The organism is Enterococcus sp. R12, assembly GCF_058135755.1.
The window spans coordinates 2,016,472-2,041,413 of record NZ_CM176874.1 but is presented as its reverse complement, the minus strand read 5'-3'; the positions used below and the strand labels follow the sequence as shown (position 1 = coordinate 2,041,413).

27 protein-coding genes are annotated in these 24,942 nt (G+C 41.1%); 18 read left to right on the top strand and 9 right to left on the bottom strand.

Annotation, left to right across the window (positions count from 1 at the left end):
* The first annotated feature begins 215 nt into the window (after nt 1–215).
* The 5 genes from ACTW1R_RS09455 to ACTW1R_RS09435 all read left to right on the top strand — a co-directional run bounded on the left by ACTW1R_RS09455 (nt 216) and on the right by ACTW1R_RS09435 (nt 2,819).
* Nucleotides 216–590, top strand: coding sequence for a hypothetical protein (locus ACTW1R_RS09455; protein ID WP_016611094.1), 375 nt, complete (start codon nt 216–218; stop codon nt 588–590).
* Between the two features lie 166 nt (nt 591–756).
* Nucleotides 757–1,059, top strand: coding sequence for an antibiotic biosynthesis monooxygenase family protein (locus ACTW1R_RS09450; RefSeq protein WP_016611095.1), 303 nt, complete (start codon nt 757–759; stop codon nt 1,057–1,059).
* A 58-nt stretch (nt 1,060–1,117) separates the two neighbouring features.
* Nucleotides 1,118–1,582 carry a hypothetical protein gene (locus ACTW1R_RS09445; RefSeq protein ID WP_005230093.1) on the top strand — a complete coding sequence of 155 codons (465 nt, stop codon included), beginning with the start codon at nt 1,118–1,120 and terminating at the stop codon, nt 1,580–1,582.
* 48 nt (nt 1,583–1,630) lie between these two features.
* A complete protein-coding gene (locus ACTW1R_RS09440) occupies nt 1,631–2,089 on the top strand; it encodes a DUF3788 family protein (protein WP_074932624.1) in 459 nt (152 codons plus the stop codon).
* A gap of 316 nt (nt 2,090–2,405) precedes the next feature.
* Entirely contained in the window at nt 2,406–2,819 is a 414-nt protein-coding gene (locus ACTW1R_RS09435; RefSeq protein WP_034858575.1) for a VOC family protein, read from the top strand.
* Between the two features lie 88 nt (nt 2,820–2,907).
* Here the strand turns inward: ACTW1R_RS09435 and ACTW1R_RS09430 are convergent, their stop codons facing one another.
* Complete coding sequence (locus tag ACTW1R_RS09430) at nt 2,908–3,792, bottom strand: LysR family transcriptional regulator (protein ID WP_489927265.1); 885 nt, start codon at nt 3,790–3,792, stop codon at nt 2,908–2,910.
* Nucleotides 3,793–4,003: 211 nt separating this feature from the next.
* Here ACTW1R_RS09430 and ACTW1R_RS09425 point away from each other — a divergent pair, with 211 nt between their 5' ends.
* From ACTW1R_RS09425 to ACTW1R_RS09415, 3 genes are all read left to right on the top strand, one after another.
* Complete coding sequence (locus tag ACTW1R_RS09425; protein ID WP_375826578.1) at nt 4,004–5,101, top strand: alpha/beta hydrolase; 1,098 nt, start codon at nt 4,004–4,006, stop codon at nt 5,099–5,101.
* Between the two features lie 121 nt (nt 5,102–5,222).
* Nucleotides 5,223–5,735, top strand: a complete 513-nt coding sequence (locus tag ACTW1R_RS09420; protein ID WP_271813342.1) for a cyclophilin-like fold protein — start codon at nt 5,223–5,225, stop codon at nt 5,733–5,735.
* Between the two features lie 22 nt (nt 5,736–5,757).
* Nucleotides 5,758–6,327, top strand: coding sequence for a sugar O-acetyltransferase (locus tag ACTW1R_RS09415; protein WP_115232432.1), 570 nt, complete (start codon nt 5,758–5,760; stop codon nt 6,325–6,327).
* A 78-nt stretch (nt 6,328–6,405) separates the two neighbouring features.
* Here the strand turns inward: ACTW1R_RS09415 and floT are convergent, their stop codons facing one another.
* Together floT and ACTW1R_RS09405 are read right to left on the bottom strand one after the other, a co-directional pair.
* Nucleotides 6,406–7,860: a flotillin lipid rafts scaffold protein FloT gene (gene floT, locus ACTW1R_RS09410; RefSeq protein ID WP_005230116.1), complete on the bottom strand. Its 1,455-nt coding sequence runs from the start codon at nt 7,858–7,860 to the stop codon at nt 6,406–6,408.
* Between the two features lie 25 nt (nt 7,861–7,885).
* Nucleotides 7,886–8,413 carry an NfeD family protein gene (locus tag ACTW1R_RS09405; RefSeq protein ID WP_034858578.1) on the bottom strand — a complete coding sequence of 176 codons (528 nt, stop codon included), beginning with the start codon at nt 8,411–8,413 and terminating at the stop codon, nt 7,886–7,888.
* A gap of 427 nt (nt 8,414–8,840) precedes the next feature.
* Between ACTW1R_RS09405 and ACTW1R_RS09400 the strand changes: the two genes are divergently transcribed.
* From ACTW1R_RS09400 to ACTW1R_RS09370, 7 genes are all read left to right on the top strand, one after another.
* Nucleotides 8,841–8,969 carry a hypothetical protein gene (locus tag ACTW1R_RS09400; RefSeq protein ID WP_005236316.1) on the top strand — a complete coding sequence of 43 codons (129 nt, stop codon included), beginning with the start codon at nt 8,841–8,843 and terminating at the stop codon, nt 8,967–8,969.
* Nucleotides 8,970–9,164: 195 nt separating this feature from the next.
* Nucleotides 9,165–9,473, top strand: coding sequence for a PTS fructose transporter subunit IIB (locus tag ACTW1R_RS09395; RefSeq protein WP_074932618.1), 309 nt, complete (start codon nt 9,165–9,167; stop codon nt 9,471–9,473).
* A 29-nt stretch (nt 9,474–9,502) separates the two neighbouring features.
* Nucleotides 9,503–10,612, top strand: coding sequence for a PTS fructose transporter subunit IIC (locus ACTW1R_RS09390; RefSeq protein WP_375826577.1), 1,110 nt, complete (start codon nt 9,503–9,505; stop codon nt 10,610–10,612).
* A 14-nt stretch (nt 10,613–10,626) separates the two neighbouring features.
* A complete protein-coding gene (locus ACTW1R_RS09385; RefSeq protein WP_271814569.1) occupies nt 10,627–11,511 on the top strand; it encodes a class II fructose-bisphosphate aldolase in 885 nt (294 codons plus the stop codon).
* Between the two features lie 26 nt (nt 11,512–11,537).
* On the top strand, nt 11,538–13,457 hold the full coding sequence (locus tag ACTW1R_RS09380; RefSeq protein ID WP_271814571.1) for a BglG family transcription antiterminator: 1,920 nt from the start codon (nt 11,538–11,540) through the stop codon (nt 13,455–13,457).
* 13 nt (nt 13,458–13,470) lie between these two features.
* The gene (locus ACTW1R_RS09375) at nt 13,471–13,929 is read left to right on the top strand and encodes a PTS sugar transporter subunit IIA (RefSeq protein ID WP_142964834.1); all 459 of its coding nucleotides are present in this window, start codon (nt 13,471–13,473) and stop codon (nt 13,927–13,929) included.
* A 24-nt stretch (nt 13,930–13,953) separates the two neighbouring features.
* Nucleotides 13,954–14,628 (top strand): RpiB/LacA/LacB family sugar-phosphate isomerase, encoded by a 675-nt coding sequence (locus tag ACTW1R_RS09370; RefSeq protein ID WP_375826576.1) that lies wholly within the window; start codon nt 13,954–13,956, stop codon nt 14,626–14,628.
* Nucleotides 14,629–14,776: 148 nt separating this feature from the next.
* Here the strand turns inward: ACTW1R_RS09370 and spxB are convergent, their stop codons facing one another.
* The 3 genes from spxB to ACTW1R_RS09355 form a co-directional block, all read right to left on the bottom strand.
* Complete coding sequence (spxB, locus tag ACTW1R_RS09365) at nt 14,777–16,501, bottom strand: pyruvate oxidase (protein ID WP_271814575.1); 1,725 nt, start codon at nt 16,499–16,501, stop codon at nt 14,777–14,779.
* Nucleotides 16,502–16,628: 127 nt separating this feature from the next.
* Entirely contained in the window at nt 16,629–17,321 is a 693-nt protein-coding gene (locus ACTW1R_RS09360) for an N-acetylmannosamine-6-phosphate 2-epimerase (RefSeq protein ID WP_271814577.1), read from the bottom strand.
* 180 nt (nt 17,322–17,501) lie between these two features.
* The gene (locus ACTW1R_RS09355; RefSeq protein ID WP_005230125.1) at nt 17,502–17,987 is read right to left on the bottom strand and encodes a MerR family transcriptional regulator; all 486 of its coding nucleotides are present in this window, start codon (nt 17,985–17,987) and stop codon (nt 17,502–17,504) included.
* Nucleotides 17,988–18,124: 137 nt separating this feature from the next.
* On the opposite strand from ACTW1R_RS09355, the gene ACTW1R_RS09350 reads away from it, so the two are divergent.
* Entirely contained in the window at nt 18,125–19,603 is a 1,479-nt protein-coding gene (locus tag ACTW1R_RS09350; RefSeq protein WP_271814579.1) for an MDR family MFS transporter, read from the top strand.
* Complete coding sequence (locus ACTW1R_RS09345) at nt 19,600–20,307, top strand: DUF4811 domain-containing protein (protein WP_271814581.1); 708 nt, start codon at nt 19,600–19,602, stop codon at nt 20,305–20,307. The genes ACTW1R_RS09350 and ACTW1R_RS09345 overlap by 4 nt, the downstream gene beginning before the upstream one ends.
* A gap of 133 nt (nt 20,308–20,440) precedes the next feature.
* Here ACTW1R_RS09345 and ACTW1R_RS09340 read toward each other — a convergent pair whose 3' ends face one another.
* Genes ACTW1R_RS09340 through ACTW1R_RS09330 form a run of 3 tightly spaced genes read right to left on the bottom strand, consistent with a single transcriptional unit; the run spans nt 20,441 to nt 23,809 of the window.
* Entirely contained in the window at nt 20,441–21,595 is a 1,155-nt protein-coding gene (locus tag ACTW1R_RS09340) for a pyridoxal phosphate-dependent aminotransferase (RefSeq protein ID WP_016611109.1), read from the bottom strand.
* 17 nt (nt 21,596–21,612) lie between these two features.
* On the bottom strand, nt 21,613–22,335 hold the full coding sequence (locus ACTW1R_RS09335; protein ID WP_005230134.1) for an amino acid ABC transporter ATP-binding protein: 723 nt from the start codon (nt 22,333–22,335) through the stop codon (nt 21,613–21,615).
* Complete coding sequence (locus tag ACTW1R_RS09330) at nt 22,328–23,809, bottom strand: ABC transporter substrate-binding protein/permease (RefSeq protein WP_005230136.1); 1,482 nt, start codon at nt 23,807–23,809, stop codon at nt 22,328–22,330. The genes ACTW1R_RS09335 and ACTW1R_RS09330 overlap by 8 nt, the downstream gene beginning before the upstream one ends.
* A gap of 415 nt (nt 23,810–24,224) precedes the next feature.
* Between ACTW1R_RS09330 and ACTW1R_RS09325 the strand changes: the two genes are divergently transcribed.
* Complete coding sequence (locus tag ACTW1R_RS09325; protein ID WP_156236685.1) at nt 24,225–24,887, top strand: 2,3-bisphosphoglycerate-dependent phosphoglycerate mutase; 663 nt, start codon at nt 24,225–24,227, stop codon at nt 24,885–24,887.
* The last annotated feature ends 55 nt before the right edge of the window (nt 24,888–24,942 follow it).

The following is a 24,942-nucleotide window of genomic DNA, read 5'->3' as shown; positions in this document are numbered from 1 at the left end:
CGAAAGCTTAATGATCCCTTTTGTGACTATGGCAGGCAGGTGACCTACTGATAAAGCTCGGCTGCTAGCCTTTTATGAAATTATAATTTAGCAATTTGATCCCGCAGGTAGGAGGCTAAATCAATAATAAACGGAAGATAAATGAGAAATGAATAAAATGACCAAACTATCAACGACGTAAACTTGGTATACTATAATTGAGAAGAAAATCACAAGTGAAAGGAGCGGTCGGGGTGTTTTCAGAAATCAGTATCTATCAAGTGAAACCCAGTAGTGTTGAGACCTTTGAAGCAGTCATGCAGGAAGCAACAGAGGCAATGAAGGCCATGGAGGGGGTTTTGTTCTTTCGATTAATGAAACGAACCCATTACATCAAAGAAATGAGGACCATCAAGGAAGGTCGCCTGCCAGATCCATTGACGAGAGTCATAAAATGTGTGAAATATGCTCACTATTGGGAGTTTGATAGCGAAGAAAATTATGGCAAAGCTCAAAAAAAGTTGTATGAAAGTTACTGGAAAGCAATGGAGAAATGTTTGATCGTTCCCCACGACAAACTATTGGGGGAAGTTCTTGAGTGCTCGCTTTAGTACCAAATGCTCTCCTGCTGAACGGACTTTTTGTTGCAACTGTTAAGAAAGGACAGGGTAGAAATACAACGGACGTTAAAAAAGTCATTTGAACGGTTGAATGGAGAACTGTTAGTTTTTTTTTAACGCTCTATTACTTGATGGAATCTAAAAGGAGGAAGCCCCGATGGCACAGGTTGCTTTTCATAATTCGTACAAATTAAAAAAAGGCGTTTCAACAGCGGAATTTGTTCGTGTCGTTGAACAATTAAACCGAGAATACATTTCCAAACAAAGAGGATACCTTTCGTTTGAATTATTAGTAGATGGAGAAACTTGGGCGGACATCACCAAGTTCGAAACGAAAGAAGATGCGGAAACATTTGCCCGATGCGGCACGCCTAATGCCTTTGCACAAAAGTTTTATTCATTCATCAATCTAAACAGTTGCACCTCTCACCTATACACCATTAAAAAAACGTTCCAATAACTAGCCACTATGGAATGAACAGCGCAAAAAACAATTCATATGAAAAGAGGAACTTCTTATGACAAAACCAGCAGAATGGTATCAAGGAAAAGCCGGTCGGGCAGAACATTTGGTCTATTTAAATAAGGAAGCCAAAGAGCTTGAGAAACTGATTCACGGTGACAAAACAATGATCATTCGGGGGGCAGCCGGCAGAAAATCACCTTTAGGAGGAAGAGCCAAAATCAACGATCTTGTGTATTTTGTGGAGACCGGCGGCGATTTGACCATCACTCATCGGGGCATCATTGCCAACGTGATTGAATCTGAAAAGATGACGAAAGAAGAATCCATAGATTTTGTAAAACGCTATGAAAAAGAGTTGAATTTATCGAAAAAACAAGTCGATCGATGGGCAGGGAAAAAGTATCTAGCGGTCTATGAAATCGCTGAATTAGAAGAAATAACACCATTTCAGTACAATCGTGAAAAAAATATGGATGATTGGGTCATCACAGATGATATCAACAAAATCAAATTGTAACGTAGCGAAAACCTTAAAAAACGAAGCGCAAAGGAGTTGAGTGGAAGGATGGAAGGCAAAAAGCAATTGTTTCGAGACAAAAACGTGAAACCAACAGAGCAGCTGATTGCAGAATCTCTGGGTGAAGGATATGTCATTTATCAACGTTTTATCGAAACCCTTGAAAACGAGGGCATCTCTCTTATGGATTGGCGCTATTACCAAGATGGAAAAGCGTGGTTGTCAAAAGGCGAATACAAATGGACAACGACTCGTGGAACGAATAAAGTGAAACCAATTTTTTGGCTCTCGATGTGGGAGGACTTCTTCAAAGTCTCCTTTCACTTTAGCGAGAAAGTCCGAACACAGTTATTGTCTTTACCAGTCAGCGATGAGACAAAGGAAACCATTCTTAAGGCGCCAACTAATGGCACGAAAATGAAGTTTTTTTCTGTGATTTTTGATGTCGCTAATCCATCACTCTTTGAAGATATCACCGAATTGATCGTGTTCAAAAAAAGTAAATAAAGTAAGAGTATGATTTATTTAACTTGGATAGTCTGATTTTATTACATCTATCAAAAAGGAATCTTTGTTATAGTTTACCCATTTTTTAGGTTAAGAAAAGTAAAAGTCAATCAGAAGACTCTAAGTTTATCGCCTTTCCTCTGATTGGGTTTTAATATAAGTAACTCTTGGGAAAACCAACGCTAATTTTGATTAGATTATCGGATAAAATTCACAATGAAATAAATTTTACTCGCTAAATATGCTATTATGGGTAAAATATGCTTTAATTACTTTTGAATTGATGGAAGACACATTGGAAAAGGAGAAAAGACAAATGACTATTCAACGAATCACAGCTTGCGTTCAAGTCAAAGGAGACTATCAGAAGTGTTATCATTTTTATACGGAAAAAGTTGGTTTGGTACCAACTTATGGCGATGAGTCAGGTCCTTATACAAGCTTTGCATCGAAGAAAGAGGAGGCGCCTTTTTTTGGTATGTTCCAAGTGGATGCCGTGATCGATCAAATGGAGGGCTATCCGATTTCGGATAATCGGATTTCATCTGATACGCTTTCGGCAACGTTTCACACCACGGATTTTGAAGAAGATTATACGAGAATGAACAATGCTGGTGTAGTGTTTGAAGTGAGTAAAACCGTTTTGGGGGAAGGGGACCAAGCTTTTCATATTGCCTATTTCCGCGATCCAGAAGGAAATTTGCTAAGCTTGGAGGATGGCGGTGTCTAAAGAGTTCACATTCAAAAAGAATCAGAAAAAAACGTAAAGAAAGATTTATCTCATAATTGTTTTGAGATAAATCTTTTTTTATTTGAAATCATTCCTCTATAAAGCGTTCCTTCATCCGCTCCAAGAAAAGTCCAGAGGCTTTTGAAAAAACTTGGGTGTTCTTCCAAATGACTGCAAGATCTGATTCAAGAGTGGGACTCAATTTTCTAAAGCATAAAGGACTGTCAGGGGTGAAGTTGATTAATTTGTCGAGGGTCAATGCATAGCCGACGCCTTCTTCAACCAACTTTGACGCATTGTACACGAGATTATACGTGGCAACGACAGTCAATTTGTTCATGTCTTTTTTCAACCATTTAGAAAGCTCACTGCTGACCAGACTTTGTCGTGAAGTAATCAAGGGAACCTCCCAGAGATCCTTTGGTGTGATGACTTCGTTACTAGCAAGGGGACTGTCTTTTCGCATCAAGACGCCCCAGGTGTCTCTGGCAGGTAAGCGCAAGGAATGGGATTTTTTGACGTCGACGGGGCTGATCACGACGCCAAAATCCAACAATCCTTTGTCCAACCGTTCTTTGACCTCGTCAGCATTGCCGCTAAATAAATGAAATTTGACGTTAGGGTACTCAACTTGAATCTCCTTGATGATTTTTCCCAACAGCTGGATCACGTAGGTTTCTCCAGCACCGATCGACACGTTACCGGTAATCGTATCTCGAGGCGACAAAAATTCAGAACGGGTCTTTTCTAACAATTCTACAATTTCTTCCGCCCGCTTACGAAACAAGAGGCCATCTTCCGTCAGCGTAATTTTGCGATTGCCTCTGGTGAACAGCGTGACACCTAATTCTTTTTCTAACTCCATTAACTGTCGTGACAGGGATGGTTGCGAGAGATGCAGATGTTTTGCGGCAGCTGAAATCGTTTCTTTTTCTGCAACTGCTAGAAACGTGGTTAAACTTTTTAATTCCATAGGTCTATACTCCTTTTTCTATGCTATATATGAATAGTTGGGTATTTGATATTAGTATTTTACATAGAAAGATGCTGCAAGTACAATAGGTTTATCCAAAAATAGCTCAAGCGATCAAGAAAAAACGATCATCCAGACCTTGATCAGTTGAGAAACATTGGAGAATCGCCCTAAGGTACAGGATAGTTGACCGAGAAAGAAGGCGAATGAAATGAAAAAATGGCAAAAGAAGGCCCTTGTGTCTTTAGTTGTGCTGGCACCGTTGGTTTTAGGTGCTTGTAGCAGCAATAATGATGAGACGAATGAAGAGCCGCAAGCCAGCTCAGGAGGAGAAACGATGACAGAAAATGTTTCATTGACAGATGAATGGGATAAAGTTTTCCCAGAAAGTGACACGGTGAATCACCGAAAAGTGACTTTCCAGAATCGTTACGGGATCACTTTAGTTGCGGATCTTTATGAACCAATTGATGCGCAAGGACCACTTCCAGCAATCGCCGTTAGCGGACCTTTTGGAGCAGTCAAAGAGCAGACATCTGGTCTATATGCGCAAACGATGGCAGAGCGTGGTTTTGTTACGATCGCTTTTGATCCGTCCTATACAGGTGAAAGCGGTGGCGAACCACGCTATGTGGCTTCCCCAGACATTAATACAGAAGATTTTCAAGCAGCCGTCGATTTTCTATCTGTCCAAGAAAACGTAGATGAAGAAAGAATCGGTTTGATCGGGATTTGTGGCTGGGGTGGTCTAGCTTTGAACGCCGCAGCCATCGATACCCGTGTGAAAGCGACTGTTTCTGCCACCATGTATGACATGTCGAGAGTCAATGCTCAAGGGTATTTTGATGAAATGGGGGCTGAAGGACGCCATGAATTGCGCCAGCAGCTGAACGCCCAACGTACAGTTGATTTTGCCAATGGCAGCTACGAACGAGCAGGTGGGGTACCAGATACACTGCCAGAAGATGCGCCGGTCTTTATGCAGGATTACTTTGATTATTACAAAACAGAACGAGGCTACCACGAACGTTCCTTGAACTCTAATGATGGTTGGAATGTCACGTCTTCGCTGTCATTCTTAAATATGCCACTTTTGTCTTACATTGATGAGATCCAAAGCGCCGTTTTATTGCTTCATGGAGAAGAAGCCCACTCACTTTACTTCAGTCAAGACGCCTTTGAGCAATTACAAGGCGATAACAAAGAGCTGACAGTCATTCCTAATGCTTCGCATGTTGATCTATACGACCAAACAGAGGTGATTCCTTTTGACCAAATGACCGAATTCTTCCAGGAGCATTTGAATTAAACCGCAACAACCAGCTGCACGACTGTTCAGTCCCGTTTCCTCTGCTGAGCAGTCGTGTTTTAGAAAATAAGCATTCCGTTGCCCGCCGCTACATCGAATCATCAGCAGAAAGGAGCGAAGCATGCTGATAAAACTCATCCCTGCTGTCTTGCTGTTCCTACTAAGTGCCTGTGGGACAAGTGGAACAGAGGAGAGGCATGCGCTGTCTGCCAGCGAAACTTCCTCTGAGGCAAGTCAGGATCATGATCAACCGACGATTGAATCACAAACAGCTGTCGTCATTACGGTTGGTCAACAGGATTTTATAGCGAAGTTTTATGAAAATGAGGCGTCTGAATACCTAATGAATCAAATGCCCTTCACGTTGACAATGAGTGACTTGAACAACAACGAGAAATATTATCGTTTTTCTGAGAATTTGCCAGAAATGACTACAGAACGGCCGGAGATCATTCACGAAGGAGAAATCATGAGCTGGAATAGTTATACATTGGTGCTGTTTTATCAGACCTTTACCAATTCTTATGGTGGCTATAGTCGTATCGGCGTGATTGAAGATCCAGCAGGATTAAGAGAAGCGTTGGGGGGAGAAGACGTGGAGGTTGTCTTTTCGCTAGAAAATACTCGTGAGTAACGAATGATTAGGAGAAAAACAAATGACGATCGATCAATTAAACAAAATTATGGCAAGTGGTGAACCCTTACTTGCCGGTTCGCAAGCTTCAAAACAAATGATGGCTTTGAGTGCTGAGGCGAGAAAATTGACCATGAAAATCAATACGGTTTATCATGAACCTCATGAATTACAAGAACTTTTTGCTCAATTGACTGGGAAAGCAGTTGAACCGACATTTTCGCTTTTTCCGCCTTTTTATACAGATTATGGCAAAAACATCCAAATTGGCAAAGGGGTGTTTCTTAACGCCGGTTGTCATTTTCAAGACCAAGGAGGGATCACGATCGGTGATGATACCCTAATTGGGCATAACGTTGTTCTAGCTACCTTGAATCATGGCCTTCACCCTGAAGATCGTAGCACGCTTTATCCAGCCCCCATTACGATTGGGAAGAATGTCTGGATTGGCTCAAATGCAACGATCGTGGCTGGTGTGAACATCGGTGACCATGCAATCATTGCTGCTGGGGCAGTGGTGACCAAAGATGTCGCTGAGCGCACGATCGTGGCTGGTGTACCTGCAAACTATGTCAAAGAGGTCACTGAGTAAGCACAATAGCAATGAGTAAGAAAAAAACTGCTGTTCGCCTTGTCGCTTTTGAAGCGATGAAGACGAACAGCGGTTTTCTTATTCTTGAGGCGGCTCGCTCGTATTGGAACCGGCGAAGTTTTCGATCAACGATTTCACATCCAGACCGAGGGTTTCTTTCAAAGTTTCTTGTGTGGTCGATAAGAGATTGGTGGCGTAATTGGTGACACGATTGGCACCGCCGCCTTCACCTGATCCTGTATCAACGACCGAAATTTTATCGATATTGCCTAATGGGGCGGCAGCCTCTTTGACTAATTGCGGCATGATCTCAACGATCATGCTAAGGATCGCTGCTTCATCATATTTCTTGAAGGCTTCAGCGATTTTTTCCTTCGTTTCAGCTTCCGCCGTTCCTTTCGCCAAGGTCGTCTCGGCTTCTGCCAAACCAATCAGACGAATCTTATCGGCTTCAGCTTTTGCCAACGACTCTGTTCGAAACTGCTCAGCTTCAGTGGTTGCTAACGCAGACGCTTTTTTCGCTAATGCTTCTTGTTCAAGCGCATAACGATCGGCATCGGCTTTTTTCTTGATCTCAGAATCAAATTGGCGTTCACGACGCAAGATTTCTTTTTCTTCCAATTCGATTTGTTTTTGTCGTTCAACGACTTCAACTTCAATCTCTTGTTCTCGAACTTTTTGTTTCATGATGGCACTTTGCAGATGATAGGCTTGATCGGCATCGGCTTTGGCGATGTCTTGTTCTTTCTTATAAAGCGCCAACTTCAATTCTTTTTCCTTCAATGCTTCAGCGATTTCGGTCATGCGTTTTGATTCCGCTGTTTGCGATTCTTGTTCCGATTGGGCTTTTTTGATGCGGGTTTCTTTCAGCGCTTCGGCTTCCGCAATTTCAGCATCCCGTTTGACTTGAGCGATTCTAGGTTTTCCAAGAGAATCTAAATAGCCATTTTTGTCTCGTACTTCTTTGATCGTAAAGGATACAATGATCAAGCCCATTTTCGCTAGATCGACAGAGGCCACTTCTTGCACGCTTTGGCTGAATTTGTCGCGATTTTGATAGATTTCTTCGACGGTCATCGAACCGAGGATCGAACGCAGGTGACCTTCCAAGACTTCTCGTGCCTCATTTTCTAATTCTTCACGGGTTTTTCCTAGAAACTGTTCCGCTGCCGTTGCGATTTCTTCCACGGATGAGCCGATCTTGATAATGGAAGTTCCATCACACATAACGGGAACTCCTTGTTCCGTATACACTTCTGGTGTTGAAACATCTAGCTTGCTTGAAAGTAAGCTGATTCGGTTTGATCGTTGGAACACTGGCAAAACAAAGGCTCCGCCACCACGCACGATTTTGATTTTGTTATTGCTCTCATCCGCATGAACATTTTTGTTGCCAAGGTAACTTCCGCTAATAATCAACGCTTCATCGGGCTTGGCTGTTTGATATTTCGTGACAAAGATGATCAAAAGCATCAGTAAAATGAACGCCACGATTGCGATCGGAAAGACAATTGGTGATAAGAAAATATCCATAGATGCACCTCTTTAGTGATTTATTTTAGTTGTCCAAAAATTTTTCTGTATAGGGAACGACGTAGCAAATACGCTCTTTGACTTCAATAATCAACACTTTTGATCCTGCTGCTAATGGTTCATCGATAGGTTGAAAAGCCGAGGCTGGACGATTACTTGAACCAGTGACACTTGTGAGTTGAATTTCACCCATTCCTTCACAAGGAATCGGCGTCAGCACCGTTGCGATTCGACCTTCAAAGTCTTTCTCGGAACTCGAAAGCGTCGCTTCAGCATTCCTCATGGGAATCAGCACGTAAAAATTCAAGAGAAAAACGAGCCCTGTAGAAAGACAAGCGCTACCAATGAAAAGCATCATCGAATAGCCTGGGAAAATAGTTTCCCCTAAGTAACCGAAAAGACTCGTAAAGGCAAACCAGGGGATGATCAACATCGGATCAATTGGACCATCAAAATCGAAGATATCGCCAAACAGAAGCAGCAAAAAGGCTAAAATGGCACAGCCAATCAATACATACAAATAAATCTGATCAGGTGCATAAGTGTGCAGCACGTATCCACCTCCTTTCAAATAGAGTGATTTGTAAGAACAATGAAAGCTAAGAAACAATCGAAAGAAGAACGAGGGAAGGAAAAGAACGGAATAGGTGTTCTGTTATAATTATACCAATAAATAATAAAAAAAAATAAATAAAATAGTAAATTTGAATAAATAGTACGACAAAGGGAGGTTTATTTTTCTTGAAAGAGCCGATCAAAAATCAGCTTTTTTTCACCAGCCATTGACAAACCAGGAAAATCCAAGTAGATTAAATCAGGGTACTAGAAAAAGGCAAAATCAGCTGCAGATGATTTGAATCGTAAGAGGCAGCTTTTATTTTCTATTACCATAGATCGAAGGTAGTTGTTCGCAAACATAAAAGAAGTCAGGAACACTTCTTTTCAACCGACAGTATTGCTAAGAAATAGAGGTGGAATCGATGGATCAAAAAGAAAAAATGTTAGAGCTAATCAAGAAAAAACAAGGCGGCGGCCGTTCAAAAAAAATGGAATCCCCAAAAAACGATCGAAAAAACATGCGTAAAGGCCCGAAAATTTATAATAAGTAAATTTAGCAAAGTAAATGGTAAGAACACTCAAATTCATTGGTGATTTGGGTGTTTTTTGTGTTTTTAAAGCGAGTCTTCATTTAAGCGATAGAATGAAAAAATTACCGAAATATTGTAACCGTTTTCTTTGTTATTCGGATTTTTTGACTTGCTATACTAATGTTATAAGAAAAGTTTTTGAAAGGATGATAAGAAATGAAAATTGTAGGAATCACAGCTTGTACTGCAGGTATTGCTCACACGTATATTGCAAAAGAAAAAATTGAAAATGCAGCAAGAAAGAATGGAGATGAAATAAAAATAGAAACACAAGGTTCCATTGGTGTAGAAAACGAGTTGACGGAAAAAGACATTTTTGAAGCAGATATTGTTTTAATTGCCGCCGATATATCGATCAGTAAAGAGCGGTTTAAAGGCAAAAAGATAGTTGATATTCCAATAAGCTTAATTATGAAATCAGCCGATGGGGTGATAAAAAAGATTCACGAAAAAATGGGAATCTAATATAAGAAAAGAAAGGGAGGATGGAAGTGATGAAAACACAACATGTAAAAAAGCACGTGTTAACAGGTATTTCGTACATGATTCCAATTATTGTTGCAGGCGGAATTTTGGGAGCGCTAGCAAAGGGATTCGGGGGTTATGACATAGGTAGTCTAGTTGAGCCTGGAGCCACACCATTTAGCAATCTTAATCCTTTTAGTTGGATTGGTTTTTGGTGGGGAGTCAATCAGATAAGCTCTTATGCGATGAGTTTTGCAGTGGCAGTAATGACAGCAGGTACTGCCTATTCTATCGCAGGAAAACCAGCAATTGTTTCAGGTCTGGTGCTAGGGTTTGTTGCTACACAAAGTAATGCTGGCTTTTTAGGAGGATTATTAATCGCTTTTTGTATTGGTTGGTTTGTTAATTGGATGAAAACTTGGCACGTCCCAAAATGGATGAAAGGTTTGATGCCTGTATTGATCATACCAACATTAACCTCTTTTGTATGTGGAATGATTTTTATCTCGATCTTATCGCCTCCATTAGCTTTTATAATGAATCACTTTCAAGAGTGGATCATCTCTTTAAATGGAGGGGCAAAATCACTTATTGGGGCGGTGATTGGAGCTGGAATGGGCTTCGACTTAGGTGGTCCAATCAACAAAACCGCTTCACTTGCTGCAAATGCTTTAGGTGCAGATGGTATCAACGGTCCGATGGCAGCAAAAATTGTCGGAGGAATGACGCCACCGATCGGCGCCTTTATAGCAACGGTTATCGCAAAACGCAAATTTTCGAAAGCTCAAATCGAGACTGGAAAAGCAGCATTTCCAATGGGGCTTTGTTTTATAACTGAGGGCTGTTTGCCTTTTGCTGCGGCTGACCCTTTTAGATTCATCTTATGCTCGATGCTAGGTTCATCTGTCGCTGGAGCAATTGCAACGGGGATGGGTGTTGAGTCTGTGGCAGCCCATGGTGGGATCTTTGTTATTCCAATGATGGAAAAGCCTTTATGGTTTGTAGTAGCTTTGTTGATTGGATCATGTATTACAGGCTTTATGTATGCCTTTATTAAAAAGAAAGATGTGTTAAACGAAGAGGCAGTGGAATCATCAGTTGATTTAAGTCAAATTGATTTTGAAATAACTATAGAATAGTGAGGGAATAGCCAATGTTAGTTTCGATGAAAGCGATATTAGATGATGCCCATAAACATAATTATGGTGTAATGGCAATGAATAGTATAAATATGGAAATGGTTCGAGGTGGGATCTTAGCTGCAGCTTCGGAGAATTCACCAATAATTATTCAATTTGGTCCGGGACAAATGAAAAAGCACGCACATAAAGAAGAAATGTTACCATTAATCCAACAATTAGCAAAACGTGTTCATATCCCTGTTGCTTTAAATTTAGATCATGGAATGGATTTTGAGACGATCGTGGATTGTATCAACTCTGGATTTACTAACGTGATGTTTGATGGATCTAGCCTTTCTTACGAGGATAATCTCACAAAAACGGAAATTATATGTAATTTGGCTCATGCAAAAGGGTGCTCAGTTGAAGCTGAACTAGGACATGTTGGTCAAGCATTGTCTGAAGACGACCAAAATACCGATTTATATACTGACCCTGCTAAAGCGCTGGAGTTCGTTCAGTATACTAATGTTGATGCTTTAGCGGTTGCTATTGGAACAGCTCACGGAAATTACCCAAAAAGAAAAATTCCCCGTTTGGATTTTGATCGGTTGAAGGAGTTAAAGGCTACTCTAGATATGCCGCTTGTCTTACATGGTGGTTCAGGAGCTGGTGAGGAAAATTTACGCAAGGCGGTTGCGTTAGGGATTAATAAAATAAACGTTGCAACAGATGCATTTGAGGCAGCAAAAAAAGCTCTATTACATGCATATGATAACGATCCTTCGCTAGATTACCTCCAGCTATCTATGGAAACAGAAAAAGGAATTGCGAATTTTGTTAAACAATTTGTTCATGTTATTGGGTCAGCTGGTCGATGTTCCTTTACTCCATTTGATTTCGAAGTTCACGAATAAATATTTTTATAACGGAGGATCAGCATATGAATAAAAATCAACAATACCAAAATACTATATTGAGGATTCTCGTTGATTCTCCTCAAATTACCGTTAGAAAAATCGCTGAAAAAATTGGATTGTCTGAAAAAACCACACGGCTTCAATTAGATTATTTAAATGAATACCTTAATCGAAAAAGTATCGGGTGCATCGAGCGAATACCTGGGAAAGGGGTAAAGTTAACACTTGAAAAGACAATAAATGGCAAATTCTTACATTTAGATGTCCAAGATTCTTCTCTTAATGCACATATTTTACCTCAAATTTTACAAAAGTTGCTCAAATCAAACCCTATGATGTATATAACTCAAAAAAAGTTAGCTAATGAATTGTATGTTAGTCTACCTACGCTAAGAAAAGCCATTGCTGAGGCAAGAATTTGGTTAAAAGAGAATAATTTGGAGATTGAAACCATAAAGAATAAAGGGATGCGAGTCATCGGAAATGAAGTATCTATTCGATTTGCGATACGTAATCTTATTGTTCAAGACCAGGAGCAACCATTAGTGCAAAAATTATGTAAGTTTGTATCAGGACTTTCTATTGACAAATGTCGCAGTATTATTAAGTTTGCTGAGGAAAAATGGAAAATTCAATTTAGTAGTGAATCATTAGACCGAATATTGATTATGCTTTGTTTGTCTTTATATAGAAAGAAGCTATCGGATCGCTTAAAATTTACAATCATTGAAGGGATCGAACGATTTAATGAATACAATTTTGCAGAAACGATCTACCAAATTGCTGAAGAACAAGGATATGATCCGGTGTCTTCAAATGATAAAAGGATTTTAGCATATGAAATATTGCTTTCCAGCAAGTTAGTCTGGCTTGATGATTCAGAAGATAAGAAAGATATCGATGAGCTAACGGTTCTAGATCAATTTGTTTCCAAATTTATCTTTACTGTTTCTGATGTCTTGAAAGAAGATTTATCAGAAGATCAAATGTTGATTGAAGACCTCAAAGAGCATTTGCGCTCGGCTATTTTCAGAATTAAGTATGGTTCAGTAGACCAAACGCTGATTGGCAAACAGCTTAAGCAGGAATTTAATAAAGTGTATTTAAGTGTATGGTCTACTAGCCAGCTTTTCGAAGAATATTTTGATATTCAAATAAGTGAAAATGAAGTTAGCTATATTGTTTTGTATATTGAATCAGCGCTGATGAGGAAGAAAAATAAGTCAAATTTGTTTTATACAACCAATCAATCCAGATCCGCAAGCCATTACGTTGCAGAGTTATTGAAACTAAATATTCCAGAAATCAATGAAATAAGAATCGTACGTTCCTCATTGCCAACTGCGAAGAAAGGTGAGTCAACTATTCATATTGCCGACCATGACACAGGCTTTTCCAACATTATAAAAATTTCAAAAATACCTGATAATAAGGATTTTCTTAAAATTAGAAAAGCACTTCGACACAAACAAATACCTTTGACCCAGAGCAAATTTTCTAAATCCATTCAAAGTCTCTTTGCACCGAATCTTTTTTTTATGAATGAAGAATCTACTTCTAAAGAAATGTTACTAAAGAAGATGACTAATAAATTAGCAGAAGAAGGATACGTCTCACAAGACTACTTTTCTACGTTGTGGAAACGTGAACAAGAGACTTCAACATGTGTTGGAAACAAGACGGCGATTCCTCACGGTGCTATGAAAGAAGTGAATGAGCCTAAAATAGCTGTTTGTACGTTGAAAACGAAGATGCAATGGTCGAAGGATGAGGAAGTGCAATTGATTTTTCTATTAGCAGCAAAGATGAACACAAAAGTTAATATTGATAAAACGAAAACCTTTTATAGTGATTTGATCCGAATAACAGAAAATGAGGAAATTTTTGAAAAACTGATAAATAGTCAAGATGGTGTAAAAGCCTATCGTTTTTTGTTTAGTTGATAAGGAGGAAATTATGAGTCTTAACGTGAAAGATATCATTGATCATAAACTAATTGATCTTGACTTGAATGCTTCTAATAAAAAAGAAGCAATTAGCCGACTTGCTCAATTACTGGCAAAGCAAAACTATATTGTAGATCAAGATTTGTTTGTTAAAGATGTGTATCTAAGAGAAGAAGAGGGAATAACCGGCATGGGAAATAATGTAGCAATTCCTCATGGAAAATCAGCTGGGGTATTAAAACCATGTCTTGCAATTGGAAAGACTTCTCAATTAATAGAATGGGAATCTTACGATGAAAAACCTGTCGTGTTAATTTTCTTATTTGCAGTCCCAGCTAATCAAGAAGGAGTGACTATTCACTTAAAGTTATTGTCGCAAGTTGCTGCAAAATTAGCGGACGAAAGTACATTAAAACAATTAAAAGATGAAGATGATGTCGAAAGATTTATCAAAATTCTTTCTCGATAAAAAGTATGGAAAAGGAGTGCTCGAATGAGAATTGCATTATTGAATGAATTTAGTCAATCAAACAAGAACCCGCTTATTTTTGAGACACTAAAGAAGGTAGTTAAAGAAAGTGAGCATACAGTCTATAATGTCGGGATGCAAAAGCCGTTGCTGAGTAAAGATCTTCCTGAAGCATACACTGATGAGAATCCGAGGCTAACCTATTTGCACCTAGGTGTTCAGGCGGCGTTACTACTTAATAGCCAGGCAGTCGACTTTGTATTAACAGGCTGTGGGACAGGTCAAGGCGCATTAATGTCCTTAAATTCATATCCGGGAGTATTTTGTGGCTATTGTATTGATCCAACAGATGCTTTTTTGTTTTCACAGATCAATAATGGAAATGCCTTGTCTATTCCATTTGCGAAAGGATTTGGTTGGGGAGCAGAAATTAATTTAGAGATGATAATTGACCGTGCAATAAACAGTTCAAGAGGACAAGGGTATCCACTTGAAAATAAGGCTTCGCAAAACAAAAATGTCCACTTATTGAAACAGTTACGGCAAACCACAACTATATCGTTAGAAAACATTTTGAAGAAATTAGATCCAGAATTTCTTAGTACTTGTTTGACTCCAAGATTTTTGGAATGCTTTCATCAAGGGGAATATGCAAATGCCTATTTACCTATTCTTGAACGCATTCAAAACAAACAATAGAAGGAAATACAATTATCAATTGATCAGACATACCGATTGATCTATATTGAGTAATTTAAAACACTATATCCAGGTAAACCTAAGCTGATTGAATCAGCGGTGGTATCCTAAATATAGTGTTTTATTAATTTCTATTGTTTTACAGCATTTATGTTTTGTACAACTCACTCAAAGCTGGCAGATCATGAACTTGGTATTTTGCTTTAAAAGCTGCGATTTCTTCAGCGCTGAAGCGGTTCGGATCAAGTTTCAGTTCTTCGACAGGAAGAGGTCGTTCGTTAGCAATCTTGACATCGATCACCACAGGTCCGTGGCTTTCTTTAGCTTGTGTAAAGACGGATGCTAATTCTTCTTCCTTCGTTACCGTAAAGCCTTTCGCACCTAATGCTTCCCCAACTTTACCAAAATCAGCACCGGCTAGTTGGACACCGAACTTGGTTTGCTCGGTATCTTCTTGCTCCGCTTCGATGAAACCGAATGAGTCATTGGAAAAGACCACGTTGATGATTGGCAAATCATATTTCACTTGGGTGATGATGTCTTGCATTTGCATCGCAAAACCGCCATCCCCACTAAAGGTAAATACTTGGCGATTCGGATAGCTCAATTGAGCTGCGATCCCACCAGGTACACCATTACCCATTGTCGCAAACCAGCCAGACGTTGTAAAACGCTGTTCACCCGTCATTTCTAAATGACGGATACTGTGGATCGTCACATTACCGACATCCGTGACAAACAGAGCATCAGGAGCTGCAATCCGGTTGATTTCTCGATAGACAGGTTCAGGACGCAAAGGCTCTTGCGAATCGTGGTAAAAACGATGGCGCCATTCATGCCAATTGCGACAGTTTTCTTGATTGGCTTTTAACCAAGCATCTGCAGGACGAGGGGCTGCCATCTCTGTCCATTTTCTAAGAGCAGTCGCACCATCTCCTAAAACGGAGACATCCGTCTGATGACGACGACCAAATTTCGAGGCGTCGATATCAACTTGGACAAAGTTGGCACCAGGATTGAAAAAGCGGCGGCCAAAAGGGAAGTCACTGCCGACAAAAACGATGAGATCGGCTTCTGCCAAAGCTTCATTGGCAGGTTTTGTCGCAACCCGTCCAGCAAATCCAAGAAAGTTTTCATAAAGATCAGGCACGATGCCTTTGGCTAAGACAGAAGCTGCGATAGGCATCGAGAAATGCTTAGAAAAAGCATCGATGGCATCAAAATGACCAAAGAGACCTTGTCCGATATAAAGGACGGGTTTTTTTGCTTGTTCAAAATAAGGAAGGGCAGCCTGTAAATCCTCTTCATCAGGTTGGAGAACACCTGTCTTATGATTTTTTGCGGTTGCAATCTCCTGTTCGTCGATTTCTGCAAACCCGTAATCGACCGGGATCGTTACCACAGCGACTCCTTTAAATTTGTAGGCTGCTTTAATGGCTTCGTCCACCACGTGGGGCAAACTTTCAGGGGACATGACCGTGCGATTGTAGATACTGACATCAGCGAACATCGGATTTTCATTCATTTCTTGAAAGTCATTGTAGTTCATCGAGCTCGAAGCTACTTGTCCTAACAAGGCAACGACGGGCACGTTATCCATTTGAGCATCATATAAGCCATTGATCAAATGGGTGGCACCCGGACCAGCAGAACCAAAAACCGCACCGACTTTTCCCGTTAGCTTGGCATCAGCCGCTGCTGCCAGCGCACCCGCTTCTTCATGACGTACTTGAATATACTTGACCGATTGCCGTTCATGGTACAAAGCATCCATCGTTGAGTTGAAAGAGCCACCGGGGATTCCATAGATATGGTCGATGCCCCAAGCTTCAAAAACCTTGATCATTGCTGTACCAGCATTGATTTTTGTCATTTTCTTCACTCGCTTTCTCTGTTATCATTCGTTCTCTTTTAAGTATAAACGTTTCTCAAAAAGACAACAAAGAATGCGCCTTCTGTCACAAGGCGCAGTGAAAGACTTATTTTAGGAAATGAACGACTCAGTTGCGCAGCTCTTGCACGAATCGGCTGGCGATCTCTTTTGGTCGGGTGATGGCACCACCAACCACGATACCCGTCACACCCATATCTTGGATTTTCTTTGCTTGTTTCGGGGTGTGGATCTTGCCTTCGGCTATCACTGGAACCTTTGCTGCAACCAATTGCTGGATCAATTGATAATCTGGTTCGTCATTGGTGGGACTATTCGCCGTGTAGCCGGACAACGTTGTACCAACAAAATCAACACCCGCTTCAAAGGCATTGATGCCTTCCTCATAGGTGGCGATATCTGCCATGAGTAGTTGATGGGGATAAAGAGTTTTGATTTGCTTAATAAAGGCATTAATGGTCAAGCCATCATGACGTTTGCGCAAGGTGCAGTCCAAAGCGATCACCGCAATCTGTAAAGCTGCTAATTCGTGCACCTCTTTGATGGTCGCTGTGATAAATGGTTCTTCAGGTGGATAGTCTTTTTTGATGATTCCGATGATCGGCAGATCAACAGCGGCTTGGATTTCGCGAATATCGCGAACGGAATTGGCACGGATGCCAACAGCTCCAGCTTCTTGAGCTGCTTTTGCCAATAGGGGCATGACACCGCCTTTTTCGGTATACAAGGGTTCTCCAGGCAATGCTTGACAAGAAACAATCAACCCGCCCTTGATTTGTTGGGTAAAGACTTCTTTTTCCATTTATATGACACTTCCCATTCTGATAAAGGTTCGTTTCTCCCTTCGACTATATCATGAGGTTTTTTGCTTGTAAATGAATCAACACCTCTTTGAATCAAAGGCAAGACATTCAAAAAACGTGCAGCAAGCATCATTGTCATGGATACTTGCTGCACGTAACGAATAGGCTAGGCAGATTTTTTATTCTGCTTGTTTTGACGTGCATTGCTTGAACTTTTCAAAATCGATCGTTTGATTAGCAGGCAGCACTTCGTATTGCAATCGTTCTGTTTCTTCATCGTGAATGATATGGAGGATTTTTCCTTCGTCATCTACTGGTCCCAGACTGATGATCGTAAAGCGTTCATTGATGACTTCTAAATTTTGTAAAACCCCAGAAAACACTTTGCGAATATGATGGGCGGTCTTGATTTTTTTGTCCGCTTTTTCAACAGCCTTGGCCAACGTAAAGCCTTCATCTAAAAACGTTTTGATCATTTCCACTTTGACGACCGTGGGCAGTCGGTATTTTCGTGGGGCATTTTCTTCTTGTGGGACCGATTGAATAAATCCTTTTTGTTCCCAATAACGCAATTGGCGAGGGGAGATATCACACATTTGGCTAAGTTCGCTGATGCCAACCAACAAGTTTTCATTATCAACGAGTTTTCGAAAAAGATGAGACATACGGACTCCATTCTTGTAAAGATATTTGTTAATATTGTAACATGTTTTACTTTTATGTCAAGTAGGTTGACAAATGTTAGGGAAAGATTTAAAGTAAAGAAGGTTTTATGAAAAATATACTGAAAAGAGTGTGAAATATGTCAACGAGTCGTCCTTTAGATATCTACGGCAAACCTTACAACCGTTCTTTACTGGTCATGGTTTTGCTGATCGGTACGTTTTGTACTGTTTTGAACCAAACATTGTTAACAACGGCTTTTCCAACTTTGATGGATGCCTTTGACATCTCAGCATCTGATGTTCAATGGCTGACCACTGGTTTCTTGCTGGTCAATGGGATCATGATCCCGATCACCGCATGGCTGATCAACAAGTTCAGCTCGAGAAGTCTTTACTTAACGGCAATGAGCATCTTCCTTGCAGGAACGATCGCTTGTTTTGCTGCACCGAACTTTTCTACATTATTGATTGGCCGCTTAGTGCAAGCTGCCGGTGTAGGGATCTCGATGCCGCTTTTGCAAAATATCATGTTGTCGATCTTCCCACCAGAAAAACGCGGTTCAGCCATGGGCATGTCAGGAATCGTTATTGGGTTAGCACCAGCCTTAGGCCCAACGTTATCTGGTTGGATCATTGATCATTATGACTGGCGCTATTTGTTCGGAATGGTCATTCCGATCGTCGTTTTAGTCTTAGTCTTAGCGCTCTTTCTAATGAAGAGTGTGATTGAATTGTCGCATCCGAAAATCGATCTGTTCTCAGCAATTTTATCAACGCTTGGTTTTGGTACATTGCTCTATGGCTTTTCAAGCGTCGGTGACAAAGGGTGGGGCAGTATTGAAGTAATCGGTTTTCTTGCAGCCGGTGTCTTTTTCATTGCTTTCTTTGCATGGCGTCAATTGCTCATTGAGCATCCGTTCTTAGAGTTGCGCGTGTTCAAATCAACGACCTTTACCTTGGCATCGATCCTTTCAGGGGTCACGAATATGGCGATGATCGGTGCTGAAATGGTTCTCCCATTGTATATCCAAAACATTCGTGGTGAATCAGCGTTCCATTCAGGATTGATGTTATTACCAGGTGCGCTGATCATGGGAATCATGATGCCGATCACTGGTGCGATCTTTGATAAGTATGGTGCAAAACGTTTAGCCATCACCGGGATGTTTATTTTGACCGCTGCAACCTTACCATTTGCTTTCCTAACAAAAGATACACCGATTTTGCATATCATTATTCTTTATGGGATTCGGATGTTCGGGATCTCAATGGTGATGATGCCAGTAACGACTTCAGGAATGAATGCCTTGCCTGGAAACTTGATCAGTCACGGTACCGCAGTAAACAATACGTTCCGTCAAGTAGCCAGCTCGATTGGTACAGCTATCTTGATCAGTGTCTTGACAAACGTGACTAAAGGCAATTTGCCAAGTGATTCTTTGTTGGATAAAACGCCTTTGGCCTACAAAGACCAAGCAATCGAAGCGACTTTATCCGGCTACCATGCCGCCTTTTATGTGGCAGCGGTCTTTAGTTTCTTAGGTTTCTTGATCGCCTTCTCCTTAAAGAAAAAAGAACCACGATTGACGGTTCTTGAAGGAGGTGCGGACAAATGATCTTGCTTTTGATCGTTCTTAGCGTGTTAGGATTTGCCGTATTGAATGTCTTTGCCAAAAACAAGCGGCAAACAGGTTTATCATTGGTCTTAGGTCTAGTCTTCGTGGCAAGTGTCGTCGCATTGATGGCCAATTTGACCTATCATTTTGGAATGGAAAAAGAAACGACTGCTAAAACAACCCCACTGGTTTCTAGTGCCGATAACGAGAATTTTGATTTGCTATTGTATCAGCCATTAGGAGATGGTACGGAAAAAATCTACCTATATAAAACGGATGCTGATCAAGAGGAACCAAAACAAACTGGTACTGATAAAGTGACCAATGTCGTGGAAACAGGGGCTGATTCAGCTCAATTAGAAACAAAAACGACGCGCTGGGTTTATAAAAGTGACCTATCACGCTTCTTGTTCGGGATCGCTGATAACGATGGCCAATATGTCAGCCGTACCAATACGTTCTCATTACCAGATTCATGGGAAGTCTTGAGTGTGGATCAAGCAAAAAAACTGGCTTCTTTAGCGAAAGAACAAGCAGACACTATGAAAACACAAGGACAAGCCTATGTCCAAGAAAAAATGCAAGCTGCATTAATGGCTGATCCAACTATGGATGAGGCAGCCCAAAAAGCAAAAATCGCTGAATTGACAGAAGCTTATCAAAAAGAAGCGCTGGCAAAACTGCTGGAAGAAGCAAAAAAGTAAAAACGAGCAGATAGTCAGGGGATGGAAGAATCAAATCGGATTCTTCTGTCCCTTTTTATATGGAATGTGATACTTTTGAAAAACGGCTACCACCAAAAAAAATCCCACACACTAGAAGTGAGTGGGATTTTCTTTAATCAAATGAGCACGCGGCAATCCGGTCGAAAGCTTCTTTCAATAAGTCCAACGATTGGGTGGCAGCTAAGCGAACATAGCCATCGCCGGTCGTTTCTCCAAAGGCTTTCCCAGGGATCATCAGCACACTGGTTTCCTTTAATAATTTCTCGACAAAGCTGACAGAGTCCAACCCCGTTTGTTCAATGTTGATGAAGGCATACATGCTTCCTTTGACTGGGGATAAGGAAAGGAACGGGATCTCAGCAACCCGTTGTTCAATGTAAGTCAGTCGTTCCTTAAAGACAGCAACCACTTGCGGCACGAGGGTATCATAGTGATTCAATGCGTAAATACCTGCCCGTTGTGAAGGAGTTGGTGCCGAATAGGCGATCGCCTCATTGATCAGTTTTGCCGTAAGATTGATCGATTCAGGTGCGATCATGTAACCGATCCGCCAGCCAGTCATGGCAAAGGCTTTTGAGAAACTGCTGAAAGTGATGGTGTTCTCAGGTGCGAAGGCTGCCATCGGTACAAAGGTGTCATCAAAGCAAAAGGCTTCATAGACTTCATCCGAGAGGATTAGTAAGTCATGGTCAATGGCAACTGCTGCGATTTTTTCAAAAGTTTCTGGAGAAAAAACAGCACCAGTAGGATTGTTGGGTGAATTGATAATGATTGCACGGGTTTTCTCAGTGATAGCGGCTTTTAAAACCTCGACGTCGATTTGAAAGCCATCTTTTTCAAAGGTCGGAATAAAGACTGGCACACCACCGACTAGTTCGACTTGTTGTTTGTAAGGCGAAAAGTACGGTTCGTGAATAATCACTTCATCACCGGGATCAATGATGGCAGCCAAAGCTAAGTACATGCCATGCAATGCACCGACAGTTCCTCGTACTTGACTAGGAGAAAAAGTAAGCTGGTATTGCTTTTGATAAAAATCAACGACAGTTTGGATAAAATCAGCACTGCCGTCTGAAGCGGTGTATTTTGTATGACCCGCTTTGACGTCAGCAAAAGCTGCTTCAATGATTGTCGCATCTGTAATCAAATCAGGATCACCAATCGACAAATCAATCAAATTTGGGGTTTTCTTCGCAAGAGTGGCGATCTCCATTAAAAGATTTTCTTCTGGTTGTAAAAAACGTTCTGCAATCAACGGACGGTTCATTTTGTCATCTCCAATTTCTATAAAACTTTGCTTAAAAAATCCTGTGTCCGCGCATTTTGCGGATGCTCAAAGATCTGTTCTGGTGTTCCTTGTTCTTGAATGATACCGTCAGCCATAAAGATGACACGATCGGCAACTTCTTTAGCGAAGCCCATTTCGTGGGTAACGACCACCATCGTCATGCCTTTTTCTGCTAAAGCTTGCATGACTGTCAACACTTCTCCAACCATTTCTGGGTCCAATGCTGAGGTTGGTTCGTCAAAGAGCATTACATCAGGATCCATTGCCAATGCTCTAGCAATAGCCACCCGTTGCTGCTGCCCGCCAGAAAGGCTAGAGGGGTAACTATCCGCTTTTTCAGCTAAGCCAACTTGCTCCAGCAATCCTTTCGCTGTCTCTTCGGCAGCAGCTTGCTCTTGCTGTTTGACTTTGATCGGGCTGATAGTCAGATTTTCTAACACCGTTTTATGAGGGAATAAATTGAAGCTTTGAAAGACCATTCCCATTTTTTGACGAATCTGATCGATTTTCACCCCTTTTGCCAATAAATCATTGCCTTCGAAGGTAATTTTCCCGCCAGTCGGCTGTTCAAGAAGATTCAAGCAGCGTAAGAAAGTACTTTTCCCACTTCCTGAGGGTCCGATGATCACAACGACTTCACCAGGTGTCACTTCAAGATCGATTTCTTTTAAGACGGTATTCTCACCAAATGTTTTCACTAATTTTTCAACTTTAATCACTAGTTTTCATTCTCCTTTCAGCAACACCCAATAGACGTGAGAGGGCGAAGGTCAATACAAAGTAGATCAATGATACGATAACGTATGGTAAAAACGGTTTGAAGCTGGCCCCTTGAACGACGCCTGTTTGGAAAATCAGTTCAGACACACCGATTACCGATACGACCGAAGACTCTTTGATGACCGTGACAAATTCATTTCCTAAAGCAGGCAAGATGTTTTTGATGGCTTGCGGGAAAATGATGAAGCGCATCGCTTGGATCTGATTCATGCCTAATGAACGAGCGGCTTCCAGCTGTCCTTTATTGACGGCATTGATCCCAGCACGAATAATTTCTGCCACATAGGCGGCACTGTTTAGTGCTAAGGCAATACAGCCAGCAGCTAATTTCGAAAGCTCTAAGCCTAACACGCCTGTTCCAAAGTATACAATAAATATTTGTACTAACAAAGGTGTTCCCCGAACATATTCAATATAGACAGCGGCAATGACTTTCAGTGCTTTTGATTTAGAAAGCTTCATAAAGGCTAACAAGCTGCCACCGATGGAGCCGAATAATACCCCAACCAAGGCTAGGAAGATCGTATAGCCAGTTCCAGTGATGTAAAAAGGCAGATATTTTTCCCAAAAGCTTTGCTCTTCATCGATCGTGCCTTCTTCGGTAAACATCAATCGATAGGCATCTTCTTTGTATTGGCTTAAAAGATCATTACTAATGATAGTTTCAATGGAGGAATTGAGTTTTTCCAGTAAAACTGGCGCTTCTTTCGAGATGGCGATCGCGGTCTCCTTCACGCCGTTTTCAAACGTGACATTTTCGGCTAATGCCAAGGTATCATTCGCCGTCACATAAGCTTCGGCGACGGGACCTTCCATCACGATCGCATCGATCTTGCGTGATTTTAGATTGGTGATCAAATCAGGCACCCTTTGCAAAGAGGTGACGGTCGAGCCAGTCAATTCTGTATTTGCCAGCTCTTCTTGTGTGGTTTGTCGTTGTGCACCGACAGCTACACCATCAAAATCAGCCGTTGATTGGAAACGATCCGCGTCTTCTGCTCGAACCAGAACGGTCTGTTGGACCTCCATATAGGTGTCAGTGAAATTGACTTCTTTACGGCGCTCATCCGTAGCAGCCATCCCAGAGATGACGACATCGATTTTGCCCGTTTTTAGAGCCCCTAACAGCGCGTCGAACCCAAGCTCCTCAATTTTCAGATCGACCCCTAAGTCATCTGCAATTTTTTGGGCAATCGAGATATCGATCCCCACGATTTCATTTTTTCCATCAACATTGGCACGGAATTCATATGGTGCATAATCGGCAGATAAACCCACGACCAATACACCATTTTCTTTGACTTTTTCATAGATTGGATCGGTTTCTTCTGCATGTGCTTGTCCGACAAAGAAAAACGGCAGCAACGCTGTGATGATCCCTAATAAAACAGTACCCTTACTAAACCTTTTCATGTAAACGCCCCTTTAACTTTTTCTGCGCATCTATTAAAAATGCAAATAATAACTAATAAATGTATAAAAATACATATAAGTGATAGAAACTATCATAGCATAACATCAGTTGAAGTCAATAAGTCAAAAAAAAAAAGTCAAAAATTGTTGTAGAGCGTAAAACCATTTATTCAAATTATTTGCAATCCAAGGAAGAACAAAGTGGAAAAGGCGCAGCAGCCATTTTCTATACACATCTATTTGAAAGGATGCTTAGAAAATAACGGATAGTGAAGAAAGAAAGCAGCTTCGCTTAAACGAGAAACAGGATCTGCAATGACAAAATAAAAAGTTGTCTGAAACAAAGCGGCAAAAACGAAACATAAGACATTTTTTGGATTTCTTGCGATAATAAAAGAGAAGAGGAGGCGATAGAATGAAGGTCGTATTGATTCGACATGGTGAAAGCGAAGCAAATTTTGAAAATTACTGGACAGGGTGGCTGGATGTTTCTCTGACCGAAAAAGGCCGACAACAAGCTTGGGCTGCGGGGGAACAGATCAAAGAATTAGGGATTTCCTTTGATTTTGCCTTTGCATCTGTGCTGCAGCGAACGATCATCACCTGCGATGCCGTTCTGGAAGCCAGCGATCAGCTTTGGGTCCCTGTGAAAAAAACATGGCGCCTAAATGAACGTCATTATGGCCAATTAGTAGGGGTCAATAAAGATGAGATGGTGGCAAAGTATGGAAAAGAACAGGTGCAAAAATGGCGACGTGGATATGATGAACCGCCTTTATATGTGGAGGAAAATGATTTAGACCGACGCTATGATTCTTTAGACCCTCGCTTGATACCTAAGGGAGAAAATCTGGGGATGGTGGTGGCGCGAGTAGTCCCATTTTGGCAAGACCAGGTGGTTCCGTTACTTAAAGATCATAAGAATATTCTCATTACTGGTCATGGGAACAGCTTGCGGGCGTTAGTCAAATACTTGGAAGACGTGCCAAAAGATGCCATGGATACGATCGATATTCCTAACGCACAGCCGATCATTTATGAGTTTGATAGCCAAGCAAACTTGATTGAACGGGCGTAATAACGAACATTTAAAGAATAAACCACATTTTCGTTTGATGTTACATCGAAAATGT

Bases quoted from the DNA above. Each gene is read 5' to 3' on its own strand.
- ACTW1R_RS09450 (WP_016611095.1), top strand. From the start codon at position 757: ATGGCACAGGTTGCTTTTCATAATTCGTACAAATTAAAAAAAGGCGTT.
- ACTW1R_RS09445 (WP_005230093.1), top strand. From the start codon at position 1,118: ATGACAAAACCAGCAGAATGGTATCAAGGAAAAGCCGGTCGGGCAGAA.
- ACTW1R_RS09440 (WP_074932624.1), top strand. From the start codon at position 1,631: ATGGAAGGCAAAAAGCAATTGTTTCGAGACAAAAACGTGAAACCAACA.
- ACTW1R_RS09435 (WP_034858575.1), top strand. From the start codon at position 2,406: ATGACTATTCAACGAATCACAGCTTGCGTTCAAGTCAAAGGAGACTAT.
- ACTW1R_RS09430 (WP_489927265.1), bottom strand. From the start codon at position 3,792: ATGGAATTAAAAAGTTTAACCACGTTTCTAGCAGTTGCAGAAAAAGAA.
- ACTW1R_RS09425 (WP_375826578.1), top strand. From the start codon at position 4,004: ATGAAAAAATGGCAAAAGAAGGCCCTTGTGTCTTTAGTTGTGCTGGCA.
- ACTW1R_RS09420 (WP_271813342.1), top strand. From the start codon at position 5,223: ATGCTGATAAAACTCATCCCTGCTGTCTTGCTGTTCCTACTAAGTGCC.
- ACTW1R_RS09415 (WP_115232432.1), top strand. From the start codon at position 5,758: ATGACGATCGATCAATTAAACAAAATTATGGCAAGTGGTGAACCCTTA.
- floT (WP_005230116.1), bottom strand. From the start codon at position 7,860: ATGGATATTTTCTTATCACCAATTGTCTTTCCGATCGCAATCGTGGCG.
- ACTW1R_RS09400 (WP_005236316.1), top strand. From the start codon at position 8,841: ATGGATCAAAAAGAAAAAATGTTAGAGCTAATCAAGAAAAAACAAGGC.
- ACTW1R_RS09395 (WP_074932618.1), top strand. From the start codon at position 9,165: ATGAAAATTGTAGGAATCACAGCTTGTACTGCAGGTATTGCTCACACG.
- ACTW1R_RS09390 (WP_375826577.1), top strand. From the start codon at position 9,503: ATGAAAACACAACATGTAAAAAAGCACGTGTTAACAGGTATTTCGTAC.
- ACTW1R_RS09385 (WP_271814569.1), top strand. From the start codon at position 10,627: ATGTTAGTTTCGATGAAAGCGATATTAGATGATGCCCATAAACATAAT.
- ACTW1R_RS09380 (WP_271814571.1), top strand. From the start codon at position 11,538: ATGAATAAAAATCAACAATACCAAAATACTATATTGAGGATTCTCGTT.
- ACTW1R_RS09375 (WP_142964834.1), top strand. From the start codon at position 13,471: ATGAGTCTTAACGTGAAAGATATCATTGATCATAAACTAATTGATCTT.
- ACTW1R_RS09370 (WP_375826576.1), top strand. From the start codon at position 13,954: ATGAGAATTGCATTATTGAATGAATTTAGTCAATCAAACAAGAACCCG.
- spxB (WP_271814575.1), bottom strand. From the start codon at position 16,501: ATGACAAAAATCAATGCTGGTACAGCAATGATCAAGGTTTTTGAAGCT.
- ACTW1R_RS09360 (WP_271814577.1), bottom strand. From the start codon at position 17,321: ATGGAAAAAGAAGTCTTTACCCAACAAATCAAGGGCGGGTTGATTGTT.
- ACTW1R_RS09355 (WP_005230125.1), bottom strand. From the start codon at position 17,987: ATGTCTCATCTTTTTCGAAAACTCGTTGATAATGAAAACTTGTTGGTT.
- ACTW1R_RS09350 (WP_271814579.1), top strand. From the start codon at position 18,125: ATGTCAACGAGTCGTCCTTTAGATATCTACGGCAAACCTTACAACCGT.
- ACTW1R_RS09345 (WP_271814581.1), top strand. From the start codon at position 19,600: ATGATCTTGCTTTTGATCGTTCTTAGCGTGTTAGGATTTGCCGTATTG.
- ACTW1R_RS09340 (WP_016611109.1), bottom strand. From the start codon at position 21,595: ATGAACCGTCCGTTGATTGCAGAACGTTTTTTACAACCAGAAGAAAAT.
- ACTW1R_RS09330 (WP_005230136.1), bottom strand. From the start codon at position 23,809: ATGAAAAGGTTTAGTAAGGGTACTGTTTTATTAGGGATCATCACAGCG.
- ACTW1R_RS09325 (WP_156236685.1), top strand. From the start codon at position 24,225: ATGAAGGTCGTATTGATTCGACATGGTGAAAGCGAAGCAAATTTTGAA.